The 15817-nt window shown below is 48.6% G+C and carries 12 protein-coding genes; 11 read left to right on the forward strand and 1 reads right to left on the reverse strand.

Annotated elements, in window-relative coordinates:
• The first annotated feature begins 52 nt into the window (after positions 1 to 52).
• Positions 53 to 979: a serine/threonine protein kinase gene (locus E8L90_RS00770; protein WP_137027575.1), complete on the forward strand. Its 927-nt coding sequence runs from the start codon at positions 53 to 55 to the stop codon at positions 977 to 979.
• Here E8L90_RS00770 and E8L90_RS00775 read toward each other — a convergent pair.
• The gene (locus tag E8L90_RS00775; protein WP_137027576.1) at positions 960 to 2999 is read right to left on the reverse strand and encodes a VWA domain-containing protein; all 2040 of its coding nucleotides are present in this window, start codon (positions 2997 to 2999) and stop codon (positions 960 to 962) included. The two genes, E8L90_RS00770 and E8L90_RS00775, sit on opposite strands and share 20 nt — an antisense overlap.
• 549 nt (positions 3000 to 3548) lie before the next feature.
• Between E8L90_RS00775 and E8L90_RS00780 the strand changes: the two genes are divergently transcribed.
• From E8L90_RS00780 to E8L90_RS00825, 10 genes are all read left to right on the forward strand, one after another.
• A complete protein-coding gene (locus E8L90_RS00780) occupies positions 3549 to 5717 on the forward strand; it encodes a transcriptional regulator (protein WP_137033212.1) in 2169 nt (722 codons plus the stop codon).
• Between the two features lie 150 nt (positions 5718 to 5867).
• On the forward strand, positions 5868 to 6293 hold the full coding sequence (locus tag E8L90_RS00785; protein ID WP_015892720.1) for a hypothetical protein: 426 nt from the start codon (positions 5868 to 5870) through the stop codon (positions 6291 to 6293).
• A gap of 102 nt (positions 6294 to 6395) precedes the next feature.
• Positions 6396 to 6848, forward strand: coding sequence for a J domain-containing protein (locus E8L90_RS00790; RefSeq protein ID WP_137027577.1), 453 nt, complete (start codon positions 6396 to 6398; stop codon positions 6846 to 6848).
• Positions 6849 to 7180: 332 nt separating this feature from the next.
• Positions 7181 to 7735 (forward strand): FHA domain-containing protein, encoded by a 555-nt coding sequence (locus E8L90_RS00795; protein WP_137027578.1) that lies wholly within the window; start codon positions 7181 to 7183, stop codon positions 7733 to 7735.
• A gap of 71 nt (positions 7736 to 7806) precedes the next feature.
• Positions 7807 to 8337, forward strand: a complete 531-nt coding sequence (locus E8L90_RS00800; RefSeq protein ID WP_137027579.1) for an FHA domain-containing protein — start codon at positions 7807 to 7809, stop codon at positions 8335 to 8337.
• A gap of 5 nt (positions 8338 to 8342) precedes the next feature.
• Positions 8343 to 9182 (forward strand): PP2C family protein-serine/threonine phosphatase, encoded by an 840-nt coding sequence (locus tag E8L90_RS00805; RefSeq protein ID WP_137027580.1) that lies wholly within the window; start codon positions 8343 to 8345, stop codon positions 9180 to 9182.
• A gap of 20 nt (positions 9183 to 9202) precedes the next feature.
• Positions 9203 to 11125 (forward strand): PP2C family protein-serine/threonine phosphatase, encoded by a 1923-nt coding sequence (locus E8L90_RS00810; RefSeq protein ID WP_137027581.1) that lies wholly within the window; start codon positions 9203 to 9205, stop codon positions 11123 to 11125.
• Positions 11122 to 12399: a normocyte-binding protein gene (locus E8L90_RS00815; RefSeq protein WP_137027582.1), complete on the forward strand. Its 1278-nt coding sequence runs from the start codon at positions 11122 to 11124 to the stop codon at positions 12397 to 12399. The genes E8L90_RS00810 and E8L90_RS00815 overlap by 4 nt, the downstream gene beginning before the upstream one ends.
• Positions 12390 to 13085, forward strand: a complete 696-nt coding sequence (locus E8L90_RS00820; RefSeq protein ID WP_137027583.1) for an iron-dependent peroxidase — start codon at positions 12390 to 12392, stop codon at positions 13083 to 13085. The genes E8L90_RS00815 and E8L90_RS00820 overlap by 10 nt, the downstream gene beginning before the upstream one ends.
• A 51-nt stretch (positions 13086 to 13136) precedes the next feature.
• Complete coding sequence (locus tag E8L90_RS00825) at positions 13137 to 15809, forward strand: acetate and sugar kinases/Hsc70/actin family protein (protein ID WP_137027584.1); 2673 nt, start codon at positions 13137 to 13139, stop codon at positions 15807 to 15809.
• The last annotated feature ends 8 nt before the right edge of the window (positions 15810 to 15817 follow it).

A 15817-nucleotide genomic window follows, 5' to 3' on the forward strand; every position in this document is an offset into this window, starting at 1 on the left:
CCCCCATCTTTCGTTATCCTTTTTTGAGAGGAAAGTTAGGGGAGGCCATAACATGGGACAGGTAGAACAGGAAAGAGGTCTGAAAAAAGGCACGATCCTGCAAAAAGCTTATCGGATCAAAAAGACCATTTCCACAAGTGAGCTGTCGAATGTGTATGTGGTCTACCAGATGAAAAGCAAGCGGACACTCATTCTCAAAGAGTTTTTCCCACAAGCATTGGCTATGAGAGATTTGGATCACGTGAAGGTCATTTGTCGCAGACCATCGTTAAAAGCCAAATTCGATATGCTGCTAGATAGCTTTTGGCAAGAGGCAACCCTGCACAAAGAGCTACATCATGCGAATATCATCGGATACATCGACCATTTTGCCGAAAATGGCACAGGTTATCTCGTCGTGGAATATTGCAAAGGGAAGACGCTGGATGAATATGTGTTCGCCCAAGCCGAGCTTGATCTGGGAGCATTTTTGCATCAGACGGTCCTTCCGTTATTTGACGGATTAGACTATTTGCACAAAAAGGGCATCATTCATCGCGATATCAAGCCCAAAAACCTCTTGGTCACCGAAGCTGGCCAGCCTGTGCTGATCGATTTTGGCTCGGCGATCTACTTCGAGAGTGATGAACCCAAGCAGATTGTGACGACAGAAGGATATTCACCTCTTGAGTTTTACTCGGGTCAATCAAAGCAAGGAGTAGTCTCGGATATTTACAGCCTGGCTGCCACGCTGTATTACTGTCTGACCAAAGAACGTCCCGTTGATGTGGCGGCAAGAGTCATTGAGGATACCTTGCCATCGATTCGAACACGAAACCCTGAGGTTCCGCTGCTGTTGGCGAATGTCATTATGTGGGGATTGGCCGTCGACTCGAAAAAAAGATGCCCCACACTCAAGCTGTTTGCGACAGCGATTCGTGCAGAGCATCTGATTTGGAAGGGAAAGGCTCGCTTCTCTCTTAGGAAGCTTCCTCGCTAGACGATTTCTTAAAGCGAATTTCGATCTCGGTCATCCGATCCTCGAAGGTCACATACACCTTGTCGTTGTATTGGAGAACGAGCTTTTTATGTCGGGGCATGGTTTCCTTGCCCCGCTCAACTGTGCAGTGACTATGATTGACCAAGAGCAGCGTCTGATTTTTTCCCGGCTGGAAGTAAATCTTCTGCGCTTCGGGTAAATGCTCATTCACATCCAAACTGGTGAACAGCTCCTGCAACGTGATCCTCTGCTTCTTGCCAAAGGAGGCGAGAGGCCAAAACTTGACAGGGATGTCGTTGCCACTAGCCGTGTGCATGAAATATCCCTCCAGACGACCGACAAAGTCAGGCTTGGGACGTGTAAGCAGGTAAACACCGTAGCTGATCGCGGCTACGAGCAACACAATCACGCCGATGGTGATGTAGCGATCCCATACCGAGTGCACGGTAATGACGAGCGGACCTGTGACGCTTGCTCCTTCCGTATCTGTGGCGGTAATGGTGATTTCTGATGTGCCACTTTTCTCTGGTGACAGCTTTAGAGCCGCGTCTTGAATCGTGGCGACAAATCGTTCGTCCGGATCAGCGGTGACGATGGTATAGGTCAGCTTGTCGTTATTGGCATCCGTGTAGAGCGAACCCAAATCAATAGCCTGCTCGCCGTTTTCCTTCTCGATCGTCAAGGTATTTACTGAGGCAGCAACTGGCGCGATATTCGTGATATCAAACACGCTTGAAGCCGTCTCGCGATAAAAGTCCGGGCCGTTCATAAAGATTTTCCACTCGTACTTGCCCGTGTGAGGGAAGACGTAGTCGACTGTAAAGCTATCGCCAAGGTTTTTCATCGGGATCTTCTCTTCTTTTTTCCCCGTGAGATCAGATACGATCAGTTCAGCTTGCATGGATGCGTACACATCCGTGTCATCCAGTCGTTTGCCACCCTCCAGATGGTGGAGATAGGTAGTAAACGTGGCAGGATTCCCTTTGATAACAGGTTCAGGCTTTACCTCTACACCAGCCGTCAAGCTGTAATTCCCCAGTAAATTGATTTTCACCAAATCCCCGGGTTTGCCTCTAAATTTAACGAGATAGTTTCCCTTCTTCGGCTTTTCTATTTTCATCAGCGAATATTTTTTTGACTTCATAAAATGCACATTTTGCGATTGATAGTACACTTGCGATTCCAGCAGCGGATTGTTCGACAATAGGATAATGTTCGCTTCCTGCATGCTGCTGTTAGGAATGGTCACGGTTACTTCCTGCAAGCCCCCGGTAGCTGTCATGGCCGCCACCGATACGAGCTGCGATTGAATATGCTTGGCAAAAATCTGATTGAAGATTTCGGGCAGATCATCCGTACTTTGTGTGACAAAGGAAGTTCCGTCTGTTGCCTCTGCGATTTTTTTTAGCTGATCCTTCTGGACGGAGCCATCGCTATTGAGACCAATCGTATAAATCGGATAGCCTTGCGCTTTTGCCTTCGAGATAGCTGTCTCCACGTCCTTGTTGGATGCTGCCAAACTCCTGCCACCCGCATTTTGCCGCAAATCGGTTCCCCCGTCTGACAGAAGGATCAAAAATGGCTTGCGAGCCGGGTCCTTTGCTTTTTCAATCATCTCTGCCCCTCTGCGCAAACCGAGTCCCAAATCTGAATACCCAGAGTAACGCAACCCTTGAATGGTTCGCTTGAGCTGTTCCCGATTTCTTGCTTCGGCCATATTCCATAGAGATTGAGCTTGTACAATCCGATCATTATAAGCGACAAAGCCAATGCGGGTACGCGTGGCTTCGCTCATATCAATGAACATACTCATGACCTCTGCGGCTGTCTTGCCAGGGTCTGTTTTGTTCATGGAATTACTCGTATCAATGACAAAGACCGCGTCTACTCCTGCATCTGCTGTTCCATTTGCCCCGGCAGTAAGAGGGGCGGACAAGAAGAGCATGGGAAGGAGCAGTCCGATGACCACCATTCGAAAAAGTGGCGGCAGAGAGAGGGTTGACTGACGATTTTTGTACATACATTCACCTTTTTTCTGAAAAAAATTTTAAAAAGTTCATGACTTACTAAAATGGGACAATTTACCTATAAATGGTTGTTCGTATAAAAGATCGGTTTCCTATTGCCGATGTATATAAAAGTTAATTACACCCATTTATGTAAATATGAAGTGAATGCATAATTCTCCCCAGCGGCAACTAGGGAGAATTATCTATCAGTCCTTGTGCTTCTTTCCTGGTAAGAGCGCGGACAAGGCGAGGCTTATCCCTGTTTTTTCGAAGACCTAGGAAAGGAGACTCGGTGTCTTCAGCATAAAACGGGAATCCAAGAAAAGGAAGATTCATGGAATAAAATGGGTCAAAATACTGAGATTGGTCACATCGGCATAGGAAAATCGTCACAATCCACGGAATGTTGACAAATAATGTGGGCAAAGTTTAATTTAAAGGCAAGATTTTTGTTTGTTTTTGGTATAAATGTCACGTTTTGTATTCTTGTTCGTGGAGTAGGACTCATCATCTATCAAGTAGGACTAAGTGGTTATGCAGACAACAGAAAGGGGCCATTTATGGACATTATTAACCAGACCAACCGAACCATGCTGTTCGAAGAGATCAACCCGGAAAAATTGGACCTGATCACCATTGTTGGAGATGTAAAAGGTATCGACAGTCTCAGCGACGACAAGATCAAGGAGATCAACGAGCATCTTCTCGTGCGCAGCTTCGATGAGTTTTTGGACAAGTTCTCCCCGAGCGTGTATTCGTTCTACAATGCCGCGAATCAAAAAGTGATGTACACCTTGAAAAAGCCTGACGGAATTGCAGAGGATGCGATTTCCGAGATCAAGATCGATCAGAGCAACGACTTCTTGAAAATGCTGTTTACCCTGATTGATACGAAGCGCAGCCAAGGGATCACCAACGTGGATTTCAAATTCGAGAATTTGCTCGATATGATTTCCCCGAAAAAAGTGATGGATGACATTCGTCAGGTGCGCAAAGAGATTCACTACTTGTACGGCCATTACGAAAAGCTCGATGATGGCGATCCGAAGAAGCTCGATCTCGGTGACAAGCTGAACACGATGTTCGAGGATGCCAGCAAAAACTACAACAACGTCATGGCGATGCTGCCGCTGGCGATTGAAGATATCAAAACACGACTGCTCTTGGGCGGCGCTCAAGAGGAGAACCAATCCGAGGCGATTCAGATCGGGATGCTGACGATTGGGGAAGACGGAGAACTGAAGATCATCGAGGCACCGAAGAGTGACAGCCGCGAGCTGATGGTTCTGGATGAAAACAGCGGAAACGGACTGATGAACGTTTTCGAAGAGGATTACGAGTCGATCACTGAGACGCCATCCTCCTATGTGAAAGATCTCGTGGTGCGCACCTTCTGCCCGCTGCCGACGGTACATACCGAAGTCAACATTGAGACAGAAGTACAAAACTACAATACGTATCTCGAGTTTTACAAAAACGCCAAGGACGACTTCGTAAAAACGGTGAAGCCGTTGGTTGAGAAAATTTTGGGCGTGAAGATGTTCTTCGATCAATACGTGACCAAGAACAAAGGCATGCAGCCAGCTATGCTGATCACGAATACGAAGCTCGACATGCTCGTGAAGTCCAGCAACATTCCACGTCTGGAGACTTATCTGAACACGGTCAATGCGAAAAACGACTTCACAGATACGATCTGGTTCGGAATCGTTCCATCTGTTGATATGGATTCCGCCGGAAAAGCACAAGTGACTCGCGAGCGTTTCCGTGGGAACGAAAAAGTCGTCAAGCAGGACGGCAATACGATGGAATCGCTCACCATGCTGCTCCAAGTCGTCAAGGACTTCAAAGTGCAAGTGTTCTTCAGCTTCAGTACAGGTGAAGAAACAACCTTCAACAGCATGGCGACAGCGGGCATTGATAAATACATCGACAAGTGCGGAATTCTGGTGCGCAAGGAATTCAGTGAATTCGCAATCCCGTGCATTCCGAACTTCACGATTATTCCCAAAGATAAATCAGGAGTTGTCATCGACAGCAGAATGCTGCAAACCGAAGACGGCGTGAAGCTGTCCCAGGAAAAAGAAGACATCCTGAAGCTGTGGATCGAGGGTGTTTATGTCGGTGCCAGCTATGTAGCGGCTGGTGTTGTGGCAGCGTACCAGTGTCCAGAGTACTTGCGTGAAACATTCAAAGTGGTTAGCCGCGAATATCCGGGTGTGCGCTTTGACATCGAAGCAGGTGAAAATGGATTGCGCGCCGTTACCACAATGGCCAAAGAAATCTCCGGCTTCACCAACAACATCAAAGATTCCATCAACCGCAAAAACTTTGGATTCGTCTTCTCTTCGGAAAATGCACAAATCCAAGGAAAAGATATCAAGCGCATTACGGTGTACAAGGCACGCAGCCTCGCTATGGCAGAGGACGGCTTTGATTCCATCTACAAGACACTTGTCAGCACCTATATCGAGCGGATTCTCCGCTTCCAGACGGGTGATTTCAAACACGACAACATCGTGAAGTTCTTCAGTAACAATCCGAGCAGCCAAAAAAGCAAATGGCTGGGCACACGCGGCTTCGTGAACTCCATCATTCACGACGGCGATGACATGAGCTACATCATCGATGACAAGAGCAATCTGTGCCATATCGATCTGGTGTTCAACGGCAATGTGAAAAACCTGGAGGTCACCATCACCAAAGGAACGACTCCGGTTAAAGCATAGCATTGATCCCCTGGAGAGCTGTTTATGAAACTTTTTGACACATTACGCAGGTGGTTAGAGGTGTGTTTCCCAAAACGCACCCTTACACATAAGCCTCGAAGCCAATCAGGTATTTCGAGAGCAAGATTTCATTTCAAGGAGGTTTTATTCATGGGTTTTCGACTCAAAGTAGAAGGTTCTGAAACAATTGAGCTGGGCATGGACAACATTCAAACAGTAAAGTACGACACTGACACGCCAGACGATTCCAACGCGCGCTCCACAGATGTGGGTGCAACATTGAGACTGACTGGCAAAATCATCACTGCAACAGATGGTGACAGCGCGGATGACACCATGAAGCTGGCTCTCTGGTCTTTGGTACCAGCAGAAAAAGCGGATTGCTACCGCAAAGTAACACTGGAAGTAATCGCTGCTGATCAAGTGATCCGCAAAATCTACTTCCCGAACGCATTCGTAGTAGATTACAACGAGAGCTTCGGCGATACCGAGGGTGTAGGAACATTCAGCATCTTCATCAAGCAAAAGAAAGACAAAACCGAATTCACCAAAATCGAAGGCGGCTACGCTGTTTAGGTTTTGAGAGAAGGAAGGTAGGAAGAGCCGTACCTCGAAAGCCGTGTTCGAGGTACGGCTCTACAAAATAACGAAAATCATTGCCAGACAGAGGGTGCGCACATGAAAAATTATTACGGGATTCTGGGGCTAACCAAACAAGCTTCCATGAATGACATCAAAAAAGCATACCGTCAACTGGCAAAGCAGCATCATCCGGATGTCAATGCCGGGAGCATGGAGTCAGAGCGAATCTTTAAAGAAATTACCGAGGCCTATCAGACATTGCAGGACCCGGCTTTGCGCGAGGCGTACAACGCGCGTTATGAAGCTTTTCAGCAGAAGAAGCAACAACAGACCAGTCATACAAGCAGCACAAAACAAGGACAAAGCAAGCAGCAAGCGCAGTCTGCACCAGGTGTGAACTTCGAAGATTTTGGGAGCACCTTTGAACGATTTTTTGGTTTTCATCCGAAGACAGGCGAGATTAATCCAAACACCATGAAATCTGACAAGAAAAATCCACTGGATACGACGGATATGTTTGAACAGTTTTTCCGTATGAAGAAAAAATAAGAGTGAAAAATCGGGCTTGGATGACAGCTCTTTCATGACATAGAGGTAGTAGTAACCTGCTCCTGTCTTTGGATGGATGTCCATACATACACCATTCACCCAAAGCGCGGAGCATTTTTCTTAAAAGGAAGTTCAAAAATTCGTCTTTTGATCACGAAGTCATTCTCGAAGTTAATTCGGCATCAAAATTTACGTTCACCTTTGAAGTCCGGTGCTCATGTAGGTCCCCTACACTGCGCTCCTCCTTCTTTCAGGTTCACGTAACTTTCTCGGTGCTGAAAAGACAAATTTTTGAACAAGAGCATTTTAGGTAGTTGATTGGGGGTTAAGACGTGGCGAAGAAAAAAGGGTACCAAAAGTCCATCAGAGTGAAGCTCATAGAGCTGTTGATTTCCATTCTTGTGATTAGTGCACTCATTTATGTCTTTGGTTATACAGACAGCAACGCTCTGAAAATTTTTACAGGAATTGCCTTCGGACTCTTTTTGTTCGGGGTCATAATCGTCAGATTCGGAAGCCCCGACGAACCGGAGCCAAAGAAAGCGGATGGCGTCACCAAATTGGTTCTACTGGATGAAGAGGGAGAGAGCGTAAAGGAGTGGTTCATCCAAGGGGAGACATCTCTTTTGATCGGCAAAAGCTCCGAGCAAAACGAGGTCGATATCGACTTGGCGGACGCGGAATACGCTGCCTTGATCAGCAAGCAGCATGCGGTTTTGAATCAAGCGTCCGGGGACTGGTTCATCGAGGATATTCATTCCAAAAACGGCACTGGCATCAAGCAGCCGAACAAACGTGACAAGAGCAGACTGGAGATTGAACAGCCGCATAAAGTGAAGACTGGCGACATCATTTACATAGCCAATACCCGCTTGTTGTTGAAATAACAACGGGGTAAACAGCGCTTTTACACACATACATATCGTCCTTGCACGGAACGAAACGGGGGAGCAGAAGAATGAGTTTGACAAGATGCGCGAATGGTCACATGTTTAGCACCAGAAAACACGGAAGCACCTGCCCTTATTGCAGTATGGTCGTTGAGCCTGGGGCAAAACCTGACAACAAAGCACTGGCGAGAGTGGCGGACGACGATAAGACGATGCCATACCTGGGGGAAACAGAAGGGATCGAGCCTGTTACCGGATGGCTGGTATGTATTGAGGGACCGCAACAAGGTCAAGATTACCGCATTATGGCAGAGAAGAACTTCATCGGTCGGGCAGAGGATATGCATATCCGAATCGTCGGAGACAACACGATCTCTCGCCGCAATCATGCGGTGATAGTCTACGATCCGAAAAAACGCAACTTTTATTTGCTCCCGGGTGATGCGTCGGGGCTTGCTTATCATAACAATGAAGCAGTGTACACACCAGTCGAGCTTACTGCGTACGATGTGCTCCAGCTCGGAAAGAGTACATTTATTTTCATCCCGCTATGCGGTGTTCACTTCGAGTGGGACAACTCCAACAAAGGCAAGGAATGATGAGCATGTTTCAACAGGGCGCAATCCCGTATCTGGTCGTCCTTGGCGTAATCATTGCCATTACTCTATTGTTTCGTCTGCGTGCAGCTTTGATCCAGCAAGAAAAGAATCCCGTCATCCAGATCGGAAATGGACAGACGATCGGCAGACGAGAAGAACAGGATGATTACTTTTCTACAGCAACATCGTCTCATGGGACGATTGCGGTCTTGGCTGATGGTATCAGTGGACTGGCTAACGGTAGACTTGCTTCGACGCTTGCTGTGACTACATTTATCCGCGAGTTTACAAAGCTGGACAACCCGAAGCATATGTCCCTTTTCTTTTCCCGGGCTGCTTCTCTTGCGAATTCGGAGATTTTGCAGACGCTGAGAGGAAGTCGGGGTGGAACAACGTTGGTCGCTGGCGTAATTGTAGAGGACAAGCTGTATTGGGGAGCAGTTGGAGACAGTATCATTACCGTTTTCCGGAATGGGGAATTCATCCCGATCAATCAAAAAGACATTTATGAGTCGGTGCTGGAGGCGCGTTTTCTGTCCGGTGAGATTACGAAGGACGAGGCGCTGGAGCATCCGCAGAAAAAACAGCTGATCAATTACTTGGGCTACGACAACTTTCAAAATATTGAAATTGGTCGTGAGCCATTTCCGCTTGAAAAGGGAGACAAGGTCATTCTCTGTAGTGACGGCGTCTACGATACGTTAACCGAGATGGAGCTCGAGCAGATTTTGTTCCAAAATATCGCTGCCCATGACGCGGCTGACCAAATCATTGAAGCGGTGGAAAGCAAGCAAAAAGCCAATCAGGACAACGCAACCATTCTCATCCTGGAAAAAGGCTGGTAACGGGGGAGCGGGTAGTACGAATGAGAAAGGACAACAGTGAATTCATTACCGGGTTTCTATCCGAATCAGGCAGCTTCGTTCGCAACAAGGATTACTTTGCCTACGCCGAGCTGGATGATATCGCATGCTGGGTAATCGCTCGCGGATTGGATAACGATCAGGAAGTAGAGAGTGCAGAGTTGGCGGCCAAAAGCGTTCTGGGCTACTTTTTGCAGAAGCCGTCCATCTCGCGTTATCGCATTCGCCGCTATTTGCAGGAGGCCCATCGTGTCCTGCAAGCCGAGAGCCATCGCGTCAGACTAAAAGCGAGCTTGACGGTAATCGTAACGGACTATGCCAGAGTGAGGTACGGGGTCGCTGGTAACACCCGGCTGTATCAGTTTCGCAATGGCCGACTGCAATGGCAGAGCAAGGATCAGAGTCTTGCCCAACAGATGGTGGATGGGGAGGAAATCGCAGAGGACGCGCTTGATCTGCACGAGGAGCGGCATAATCTCTTGAGCTATTTGGGGACACCCAATGAATTTCGCCCGTTTATCTCCAAGAAGTTTCCGCTCTATGACGGTGATGTTTTTCTGCTTGCGACCCCTGGCCTGTGGGAGAAGGTGAACCCGGCCGAAATGCAGGACGGGCTTCAAGAGGCGAAAGATCCGGAAGCCTGGATCGATACGTTGGAAGATGTGCTTTTGAGCAAGCAGGAGCATGTCGTTCAAAACTACACGGCCGCTGCTATTTTTGCGAATAAAATTTTCAAGACAGACCCGCAAAAAAAGTGGCGGATTATTAAACGGGTGGCACTCATCCTTCTCGTGCTTGCCTTGGCTGGAGGTGGCGCTCTGCTGTTCAAGATGAAGGAAGCGGAGCGCATCGCGGATGCTGCGACAGGGATGTTCGAGCATGAAACAGCCGGAGACGCTTTCATTGCGGAAAGTGATTATCCGAAGGCACTCAAGGCGTACAGCGAGGCCCGAAATGCTGCAAACATCGTCAAAAACAAAGTTCAGGCCGCTCTCTTGGTGAAAAAAATTCGCATTACACAGTTGATCGTGGATGGAGATACGGCTGTAAAAGATGAGCAGTACGCCAAAGCATTGGAGAAGTACGACAAGGCGCTCAAGGAAATGAAAGGGCGCGAAGATTTTAACCAAACGGAGATTTTGGAGAAAAAAGAAAAGACGCAATCGTATGTGCTCGTCATGCAGTGGAAAAAGGAAGGCGATCTCTTATTTGAGGCGCAGGATTACGCAGGCGCAGAAGCCTATTACCAAAAGGCGCGCAAGCTGGCGTTGGAAACGTCTTTTGTAACAGGAGAAAAGGAGCTTCGCACCAAGCTGGACGAGGTAGCTTCCAAAAAGACCGGCATTGACAAGGAAAAGAAGACGCTCGACGGCGACAAGCTGGAGAAGCAAGGCGACGAGAGCTATGCGGCGCAAGACTTCGAGGGAGCGATCCAATCGTATACGATGGCGCAGGAAATTTATCAAGAGATAGGTGTGCTGGAGAAGGTTTTGGCGATGGAACGCAAGGTGACAAAGGCCGAGGAGAAGCTGAATCCTCCTGCTGCTCCGCCTTCGGCAGGTGCGCCAGCAGGTCAGCCTCCTGTGCAAGGGACGGGTGCTGGGAGTCAACCTCCGGCAGTTCAGGTGAATCAAGGGGCACCAGTTAATCAGACAGCTCCTGCAAACCAGACCGCACCGGTAAATCAAACAGCTCCGGTGAATCAGACGGCACCGACGAACCAGACAGCTCCGATCAATCAGGCAGTCCCAGTCAATCCGGTGGCTCCAACGTACCAGCTAGTTCCGGTGCCCCCAGTAGTGCCGACCAATCAAGCAGCTCCGCCAGCCGCGACAGCTCCGGCGACTCAGCCAGTTCCGCCACCGCAAGCTAATCCACCAGCTACAGCCAACCCGACACAGGAGGAGGCAGCGAAAACGCCATGAAAGAGATCGTACTGGATCGTTTAAACAAAATGGAGGAGCTGGAGCAGCGCAGATTGCTCAAGCAGATCATGAACGGTGTCTTCCTCAACCTGGTCGAGTATCAGGAGGAGATGCAGAAGAAGCTGGAGGAGCGTGTGTTTTCCGAGATCGAGGACAAGGAAGATAAGCATGACATCTATGTGACCCTCTGCCACCGCGATGACTTTGACCCGATCCACGAGTATTTATACCCGATGATTCCTGGCGATGAGGAGAAGAAGGTATGTGATCGCAAAGAGTTGGCGGTCAAGCTCAGCAACCAGGAAGAAGCGGTCATGATGACGATCTTTTTAGAGTGTGAATATGACAAAATACAGGCGCTGATGATGAGCAAGCGAACCTTCAAGGGTCGTCTGAACACGTCAGGCAATCATTATCCAATCGAGGTGCGCCTCCAACAAAGCCGTATGTATATGGATGAGCTAGAAAAGCTGTACAACATGTTTCAAAAGAACGGGATGCCGTGGAAAACGGTGAATCATCCTTACGCGAGCAAGTTTTTCGATGTCATTCTGGTTGCCTGTGAGGGCACGTTTACAGAAGAGGAAGAGATACTGGAAATGTCGATTCCCCTCGATGAGTGGGAACCTTACAAAAAGCTGGATGTCATCCCGTTGTGGAACATCGAGCGCTTGGCTTTAAAAAACATCGGCTTTCCCGTACCTGCCATGGACCGGGTGAACTTCGAGCATGTCCTGTCGTTACGCAAGACGGGCAGCGAGCACGGGTATTTGGTGGATGGAGATGAAGAGCTGATTCGCTACATCAAGCGGTCACCAGAAGAGCTGACGATCGTCTCGCCTCAAGAGAAGTCGGGTGTTTGGAATGTATGCAAAATTACGCAGCCTGTCACGACCCGCATCGGAAGACTGGAGTACGAATTGGTGTCCAATCGTCGCAAAAACAGCTTCATTGGGAGCTATGCGCGAAAGCAGGCGATGACCGTACGGGCCAAAGGAGAGATTATCCGAATCGTCCATTCCTTTGAAGCCGCTGAACAATTGGAGCTAGTGAATGTGGAGATCCGGGACAAAAACAACCGGCCTCCCGCCACATACGGCTTGAATCCGTTCATTAGCGATAATGTCCGTGTAGAAAATGATAAGAAGATCATGGCTCTCGGCTTTCGGAGACGCGGGGCGAACAGCTTTCTTCTCCAAGACATGATGAGCTTCCTTGTCTCCGAGGTTCAGATGTATTTTCCGGAATACAAGTGTGAAGGAGAATGGGCTTGAATTACATCTGGGATTTGGTTATTCGTGCAAAACGCGCCGGGATCGCCCAAAAAGACATCCAGTTCCAAGCGGCCAAAGTGTACTCGCCCTACATGGAGCTGAGTCATGAGGCCATCAACGCCAAAACGGTGGACAAAACGGTAGAGGTGAATCCGTACTATCGCTTCGACGATATTTTCCGTGACCTTTTTGATGTCAATTACTCGGACGATGCAGAGCTCCGGCATACCTTGTTTGATATCATCATCCATCTGCTGGCGGAGATCGATCTGTCGCAAGGGATGAACAAGCGTGAATACCACATTCGCTTTGTATTGCGCGACTTGGAAGCGGGGCTGTTCGGCAGTCGGGTACAGGAAAATATTCGACTTTTTACCAAAGAGGAGCGAGAGATTATCGCGGGCAATATTTTGCGCTTGTATGAGACCGGTGAAGCGGTGTACCTGCTCAAGGATACGATGCGAAAAATATTCTCTCACTCTACCATTTACGCGAATTGCGAAGAAAAAGATGAGCTGCTGATTTACGTCGGGCAGTCGGAGAGTGAAACCGCACAAGCCAAGCTGGCTTTAATCAAGGATATTTTTCTGCCGGTTCGGTTCCATACAGAGATTTATTGGCGAAATCATTTCGGCATTTTGGATGTCGAGGAAACGATGCAAATCGACAGTGTTGCACTGTACTAGAGGTTTTAGAACGATTGACCCCAACGAAGGTCGGGAGAGAGGAGAGTTGGGATGACTACCTATTCATATAAGCTTCATCTCCAAAAAGGCAGCGGGGATGGAAATCAACGCAATCATCCAGGCGAAGCGACCTACACACGGGACGAGCTGATGGAGATGACGACCTTTCAGCTCCGCAATATTTGTTACAAGGAAAAGCTGGTCGGCTCTGTCGTGAACAATCTCGATCGGGAGGGACTGCTGCACACGATTCTGCGTTTTCGCGGTGCAGAAGAAAACCTCCTGATTGAGCGTGCTGTTCCAGGTGGTGTCGAACGCCTCGAAGCCGTACTCCACAAATATTTAAACACACCGATGCCGGGTGTAGATGCGATCAAAATTCCAGCGAAGATGTGCTTGTACATGGGTCTTGCCATTGACAGGCTGGACAACTATCTTGTCGAATCCTCCCAAAGCTTGTCCGAATCCAATGTGCTTTTGGTGAATGACCATATGGAGCTATGCGGTATTCTGCATCTGCGCAAAGACAAGGACGATAGGAGAGCCGGGCATTTTACGCTGCACGCTTGCCAAGATGCTCAACTGAGAAAAACGGTCAATCAAAACTACAGCCTTCTCTTTTTCCGCAAGCAGGATTCGGAGTATTTGTACAAGGCATATCATCAGGACCACCCGTTGCCGCCTGTCAATCTCCACTACTACAAAGTACCGGTGACTGACCTCGAGATCAGGGAATTGGAAGAAACAGATGCCGTTCTCGCGATTGACTTTGGTACTTCCTCGACGACAGCGGGTGCTTTTCTCGACCATCAGTATGTCAGCTCCCCTTCCAGCAACGACTTGTTGAATGGACGTATACGCTTGAATGCGATCAATTACGTCTCTTTCCCCGATACAACGCAAAAAAACGAGGAATGGATCGAGGTGCTGCCGACGGCTGTCAGCGTGGCGGATTGCTCCTCTCCACATGATGTTCGCTTTCACATCGGTTATGAAGCACTGCTGCACATGAAAAAGAACGGATACAGCACGAATGCGACCGTGTTTCAGGGCATCAAGCGCTGGGTGAATAGCTATCACAAGATCGAAGAGGTCATGGACAGCCAAGGAAATACCGCCACTGTGAAACGAAGCGACATCCTGCGCCAGTACCTTCTTCACGTCATTAAAATGGCCGAGCATCAATTCAAATGCCGCTTTCGTCATCTGCATATCACAAGTCCGGTCAAGCTGAAAACGCAGTTTCTTGAGATGTTCACCGAGATTTTGCCGGAGTATCGCATTGAATCAGAGCATGCCCTCGATGAAGGTATGGCCGTCCTGTTTAACACGATTGCGGATCAAATTGACAAAAACAGCTTTCTGGACGGGGAGACCTATCAAGCGCTCGTCATCGATTGCGGCGGTGGCACGACGGATCTGTCATCCTGCCATTTCCGGATTGAGGACGGACATATCTCCTATCGCATCGATATCGATACGACCTATGAAAACGGCGACACCAATTTTGGCGGCAACAACATTACGTATCGCATCATGCAATTTATGAAAATCGTCTTCGCGGACTATTACGGAAAAGGACGGCAAATGACCGACATCGACCAAATCATCGACATCCCTGGATCGGAAATATTCCGGTACGTGGATGAATACGGCGTCGACTCCATCTATGAACGCTTCGAGGCAAGATATCGGGAAGCCGAGGTCATTTTGCCGACTCGCTACAAGGAGTACGAGAACAAGAGCCGGGATGAGTATCAGCGTGTTCGCAACAATTTTCATTTTTTGTGGGACCTCGCTGACCATATGAAAAAAGAGTTTTTCCGTCAGACCGGCATTCTGCGCAATCGCTTCACATCCGATACAGAAAATCGTCAGGAGCCGGATCTAAAGCTGACGGCAGTCGAGCGATGGGTGTTGTCGATACGGGAGGATGGTCGCTTCCGGGATGTGTTTGATTTTCCTGATGTCGTTTTCAATGCCAAAGAGATCAATCACCTGATCAAGGCCGATATTTACGAGATTTTGCGCGTCTTCTTGGACGACTTTTATCAACAGGGAAGGCTGGCTGACTTCTCGATCATCAAGCTGACTGGGCAGTCGTGCCGTATTGATGTTTTCCGTGAAGCACTTAAAGAGTTCGTCCCTGGACGCAGTATCGAGTTCCGGCAAAAGTCAGAGGATGCGGGCAAGGTACCAGACCTGAAGCTGTCTTGCTTACGTGGAGCACTGCGCTATCAAAGTGCCAAAAAGGCCGGATTCATCGAAGCGCAAATTACGAATCATGCACCGATCGTCCCGTATTCTGTGACCGCCTTCACGCATAACAAGCAAGAGAGAGTGCTCATTCACAGTCAGGAAAAGCTGAGTCTCGTGCATGGCTCTATCTCGCGTCCCTACGGCGTGAGCGAGGTTGAGTTTTATCTCAAGGAAAATGACGGCCAGCTGCGCCAGCGGTACTTGTACATGGACGAGCCTGCTCAATACAAAAACGTGTTGTATGAGGACATCGCGAGTAAGTACGGAACGCATATCCCGCAGGATGAGACTGACTCGATTCAAAATGGCGAGTCGAAATACTTCGTTTTTGCGAGCGGCAGCGAGTGGGGATTCCATGTCGTGCCAGTAGCTCGTCTGAATGAACAGCTTGCTTTGGGGAAAAAGGTTTTCTTTGCTTTTGAGAGTGACTTGTCCGAGCTGGATTTCTTTGACGGGATGAAATGAGCAAATAA

Origin of the sequence: Brevibacillus antibioticus (genome assembly GCF_005217615.1) — a bacterium.
Taxonomy (GTDB): domain Bacteria; phylum Bacillota; class Bacilli; order Brevibacillales; family Brevibacillaceae; genus Brevibacillus; species Brevibacillus antibioticus.